The sequence below is a fragment of the Aeromonas sp. HMWF014 genome (genome assembly GCF_963878295.1).
Taxonomy (GTDB): Bacteria; Pseudomonadota; Gammaproteobacteria; order Enterobacterales; family Aeromonadaceae; genus Aeromonas; species Aeromonas popoffii.
Window position 1 is genome coordinate 1 of the sequence record NZ_CAWNYS010000504.1, and the last position, 3,245, is coordinate 3,245.

5 protein-coding genes are annotated in these 3,245 nt (G+C 50.8%); all 5 read left to right on the forward strand.

What is annotated here, in order from left to right:
• Nucleotides 1-508, forward strand: a 508-nt coding sequence (locus AAC083_RS19715) for an RNA polymerase sigma factor (protein ID WP_219927918.1), incomplete at its 5' end; no start/stop codon positions are given.
• A 120-nt stretch (nucleotides 509-628) separates the two neighbouring features.
• Nucleotides 629-937, forward strand: a complete 309-nt coding sequence (locus AAC083_RS19720; protein WP_108537516.1) for a BufA1 family periplasmic bufferin-type metallophore — start codon at nucleotides 629-631, stop codon at nucleotides 935-937.
• Between the two features lie 13 nt (nucleotides 938-950).
• Nucleotides 951-1,802, forward strand: coding sequence for an MNIO family bufferin maturase (gene bufB, locus AAC083_RS19725; RefSeq protein WP_258224780.1), 852 nt, complete (start codon nucleotides 951-953; stop codon nucleotides 1,800-1,802).
• Nucleotides 1,799-2,569: an HvfC/BufC N-terminal domain-containing protein gene (locus AAC083_RS19730; RefSeq protein ID WP_108537518.1), complete on the forward strand. Its 771-nt coding sequence runs from the start codon at nucleotides 1,799-1,801 to the stop codon at nucleotides 2,567-2,569. The genes bufB and AAC083_RS19730 overlap by 4 nt, the downstream gene beginning before the upstream one ends.
• Entirely contained in the window at nucleotides 2,566-3,057 is a 492-nt protein-coding gene (locus tag AAC083_RS19735; RefSeq protein ID WP_108537519.1) for a DoxX family protein, read from the forward strand. Before AAC083_RS19730 ends, AAC083_RS19735 begins: the two co-directional genes overlap by 4 nt.
• Nucleotides 3,058-3,245: the final 188 nt, after the last annotated feature.

Genomic DNA, 3,245 nt, shown 5'->3' on the forward strand with positions numbered 1-3,245 from the left:
TCTTAAGTTAAGAGGGGCGAAGTGTCTGGATCTTCAAGGGGCCAATCTAGCGATCTCACGATTGCTGGCAGTGTGTCATGCAGATGCACGACGCTACGCTCGCAAACACTGTCATGTCAGTGATGTTGATGATGCAGTCCAAGAATCCCTGTTAGTGCTCTCTCGCAAAGTCAGTGGGCTCAAATCAGTGGCTACTTTCTCCTCTTGGTTATTCACGGTCATTAAACGTGAATGTCATCGACTTGAGCGCATGATGTTTAAGCAAGACCCGCTAGAAGATGATGTGGCAGAGCAACAGCTGGCTAATCGTAGTGATGAATCGTTACGCATCGACCTGACGAATGCGCTGGAGTCCTTGCCCGCACATTACTTGGAGGTAGTGTTGCTGCGAGATTTTGAAGAGCTGACGATTACAGAAATCGCGGAGCGGCTAGGTGAACAACCAGGCGCAATCAAAAGCCGACTGCACAGAGCTCGTGAGCTAGTTAGAGAATATTTAGTCAGTTAATTCTGCACCGATGTTTTGTACGCAGTACGTATTTTTAAGAATCCGGACAGCAGGGCCTGAAAGAATAATCTGACATGCTTTTTGCTGGCTGGTTTATCAACCCACGAAAAGGAAATTCCGATGAAAAAGACAATTACTTCTGCCTCCCTTGCCATCGCTTTTGGCACCGCTCTGGTCATGGCTGCCTCACCGGTTAGTGCTGCCGAAGACAGCAAAATGGCTAGCATGGAGAAATGCTACGGTGTTGCTCTCAAAGGCAAGAATGACTGTAAAGCAGGAGCGGGCACTTCCTGCGCGGGCACTTCTGTACGTGATTACCAAGGCAATGCCTGGTCAATGGTTCCCAAAGGGACTTGCGAGCAGACTGAATCCGGTACCTCACCGACTGGATTTGGTCAGCTGAACGAGTTCAAGGAAAAGAACGCCTAATAGGATGAAAACCATGACACTGCCTGTCCTACCGAGGGCGGGCGGTGTCGGGTTGAAGCCGGAACATTTCCGGACGATCCTCGACACTCGCCCAGCTATCGGTTTTTTTGAAATCCACGCCGAAAATTACATGGTGGCGGGGGGGCCATTTCATCATTACCTCGAACGCATTCGAGCAGACTACCCGCTGTCCATCCATGGTGTTGGGCTATCAATAGGTGGTGAAGGGCCACTGGATGAAGCTCATCTGGATAGACTCGCCACACTCCTTACACGATATCAACCAGAGTCATTCTCTGAACATCTGGCTTGGTCAAGTCACCAAACCACGTTTCTAAATGACCTGTTGCCAGCACCCTATACCCCACAAACCCGGGATCGCGTGTGCGAACATGTGAACCGAGTTCAGGAGCGGCTCGGTCGCCGGATGTTGCTTGAGAACCCTGCTACCTATGTTGAATTTATCGCCTCAACGATGTCGGAAGCGGACTTCATGAGTGAGGTGATTACCCGAACCGGTTGCGGGCTACTCCTTGATGTGAACAACGCCTATGTCTCTTGCGTTAATCACGGACGTGATGTGATGGCCTACATACGTGACTTGCCACTCGCAGCTGTCGGCGAAATCCATCTGGCAGGCCATGCCGAAGAAGTTGATGCTGCTGGAGCCCCCCTACTAATTGATAGTCATGGTGCTCCTGTCGCCAATGCGGTCTGGGATCTCTACAGCACGGTCATTGCTCTCTTAGGGCCTCAACCCACTCTTATTGAGCGGGACAACGACATTCCAGCATTTGCTGGTCTTGCTGCCGAGGCTCGCCAAGCTGAGTTGTTGATGTCAAGAAACAAGGAGATGGGTCTATGAGTAATCAAGCCGAATGGATGACCGCTCTGTTGACGCAAACATCCGCGTCACCGCCAGGGTTAACTACCTGGAATGGGTCAGACCCAACCAAGCGGTTTGATGTGTATCGCAACAACGTGACCGTCTCGCTGACTGATGCTTTGGCTGACAGTTATCCCGTAGTACAAGCCCTTGTGGGCGAGGTGTTTTTCAGGGCAATGGCTGCCGAGTTTATTCGCCATTATCCTCCCGCGTCTCCGGTACTTGTCTGGTATGGTGAGGCATATCCAGATTTCATCGCTAACTTCCCACCTGTAGCAGGCTTGCCATATCTTGCTGATGTCGCTCGTCTTGAATGGCTTCGAGTCGAGTCGTGGCATGCGGCTGACGCAAAACCGCTATCCCAAGAAGCGCTGATCTCATTGTTGTCCGATGAAGCTATGCTTGCTCGTATTTGCTTTACTCTGGATCCGGCTCTGCGAGTCGTGCATTCGATTTATCCAGTGGTATCAATTTGGTCAGTGCACCAGGGCCAAGATCCCGTAGAAGGCATGAGGAGGGTTGATCTCACCTGTAGCCAGAGTGCATTGCTAGTTCGCCCTCAATTGGGGGTTGAGATCATGCACATAGAACACAATGCAGCAATGTTCATAGAACGTTTAAACAGCGGCGCTTCTTTTGCTGACGCAGTGACTGCATCAGGCCCATTTGATATACCAGAGACCCTTAGCCTGCTAATACGCAGTCATGCGTTAGTTGCAGTATCACCGATGGAGCACTCCCTATGATCTTCCGACTCACAACGTTGACCCACTCGGTGGTTCAGCTACTGTCACGCATCCCGGATGCGTGGATTGCACTGCTGGCGCGTTTTTCTATTGCCGCTATTTTCTGGAAGTCAGGCCAAACAAAAATTCAGGGATTTTCTTTGGATATTATTTCTGGGGAATTCCATTTTGGTTGGCCCCAGCTTTCCTCATCAGTTGTCGATCTGTTTAGTTATGAGTACCAGTTGCCACTTATCTCTCCAGAATTAGGTGCCATTATGGCAGCCACCGCCGAGCATCTCTTTCCTGCGCTAATACTGATTGGGCTCGCCACTCGATTCTCTGCATTGGCATTGCTAGGAATGACCATCGTTATTCAGTTCCTTGTTTATCCTGATGCCTATCCAACTCATGGTGTATGGGCGGCAGCTCTGCTGTTTCTCGTTGCGCGTGGCCCAGGACCACTGGCACTTGACCACTTGATCTACAAACGTTTTGTAGCGAGGTGATGCATCCGGTCTCATCTCATCCTTACGACAAACGGGTGAGCGAGCAGGCCCACGAGCTGATATATAAGCTGCCGGACCGCATTACCAAGGTTGGAGGAGCACCTAAACCAACACCGTGTCCATTTTCACTTGGAACGCATTGTCGAGAAGCTGGGAGCCAGCAATAAAAGCCAGGCGATATTCTGGGC